This window comes from Sphingopyxis sp. (assembly GCF_036402335.1).
Taxonomy (GTDB): Bacteria; Pseudomonadota; Alphaproteobacteria; order Sphingomonadales; family Sphingomonadaceae; genus Sphingopyxis.
This window is the reverse complement of the sequence record NZ_DASWTD010000281.1, coordinates 1-1,735: the sequence shown is the minus strand read 5'-3', so window position 1 is coordinate 1,735 and position 1,735 is coordinate 1. Positions and strand designations below refer to the sequence as shown.

The following is a 1,735-nucleotide window of genomic DNA, read 5'->3' as shown; positions in this document are numbered from 1 at the left end:
GCTCCGCATGCGGAGCGCCCCTTTTTTTGCCTGCGAGCCGGAGCCATCCGCATTTCTGGTGACATGGGAAAATCGCCGCCCCGCTTTCACGGGGCGACGATAGGCATTTCGTCGGGAGTGGAGCTCAGGCGCCGGCGGGCTTGGCGGCCTGGGGTCCGGCCTCGATCAGCTCGGCGATGTCTCCTGCCGGGCTCACGCTCGGAATCGAAGCCATCGCGCGCGTAACCGCTGCAGGATCGACCGATCCCACTGCAGCCGTCAGCATGTCGAACACCGGAGCTGTCGACAGGCCGGCGAAGGACGCGCCATAGCGCACGCGCAGCTCTGCGAGCGCATCCTCTCGGCCGAGCATGGCGAGCGAGATGGCGTAACGCAGCACGACCGCCTGATCGACATCGCTGATCCTGCCTGCGGCGGGAAGCTGCGCCTCGCTCTCGATGGCGAGCCCTGCCCAGTCACGCTGTTTCCAGAGTATCTCGGCGCGCAGGACAGGCGCACCGGGCACGTCCTGGAGAACCGCAAACGCCTCCTCGACCTTGCCGATCTTGCTCAGGGCGACGGCCTCGACGCGCTTGCGCGCATTGACCATGTCGTCGGGATAGACGTTGGCCGCAGTCTTGCGAAGCGCGGCCAGTGCGCGATCGGGGCGGCCGGCGAGGATATGCAGCGATGCGACACGCGCCGAAAGCGGCCCCTGCGCCAGATCGCGCGCGCGCACGAACAGCTGATGCTCGAGCAGATCGGCCGCACGGCCGTAGAGCCCCGCGATCTGGAGGCGTTCGGCGAGCTGGTTGACGAGGAAGTCGCCCGCCGCGCCGCTTGGCGCAAGGTCGCGATAATCCCAGTAGAGGCCCGCCGCCTGATCGAGCGGAAGCTTGCTTGCGGGGTCGAGCGCGGCAGCAAGCTGCGCCTGCAGCCCGGTCAGGAAATCCGGCCCCTGTCGTCCGGGTTCGTAGAACCGGAAAAGCGTCGCACCGGCGCCCAACGCACCGCGCAGGTCGCCGATATCGGCGCTGAGGCGGTAGCTCAACTGAAGCGCGCGTTCCTCGATATGGTCGCCGCGCCAGACATAGCGGAGCTTTTCAAGTTCCTTGAGCGCTCCCACGGGTTTCAGCGAGCCGTTGGCGACCTTTGCCTCGATCTGGCTCAATTGCGCGTCCATGCGCTCCGCCATCGTGCCGCTTTGTTCGACGCGCGCGAAGCGCAGCCGCGCTTCGGCCCCCTGACCCAGCGCGAGATTCGCGCGACCACGATAGAGATTAGCGGTCGAATCACGGTCGGGAAGCTGCGCCAGCCATCGCAGGGCCAGGTCGGGCTTGCCCGTCTCCACCGCCGCGCGCGCCATGCCCACGACGAAACGCCTGCGGTCGGAAGCCTTGCGCGCGTTGATCGACGGCAGCGCACAATGGACATGAGTCATTGCCTGATCGGCAAAACCGGTCTGTGCCAGCGTCAATACGCGCCAGGCGCAGGCCTCGGCATTGTTGACCAGCCCCTCCCCCGACAGCTCCGCAAAGCCCTCCGCCGGACGCGCCATCAGCGCGAGCGCCGCACCTCGCGCCAGCCGGAAAACATCGACCATCATCAGGTCGGGATCGTCCTGCTGCATCACCTCGAGCACGCCCCAGGCTTCGGGGCCTCGCCCGCGCCCGATGAGGCTGCGCGCATAGTCCCAACGCGCCTGCTGGCGACGCACGCCCACCGCCTTCGCCAGCGCCTTCCACGCCGTTTCCTC

The 1,735-nt window shown here is 67.7% G+C and carries 1 protein-coding gene; it reads right to left on the bottom strand.

The genetic code is table 11. The features are described 5' to 3' along the window. Positions 1–124: 124 nt before the first annotated feature. Positions 125–1,735 (bottom strand): hypothetical protein (locus VGD20_RS08805; protein ID WP_331134084.1); only part of this gene is annotated, 1,611 nt, incomplete at its 5' end.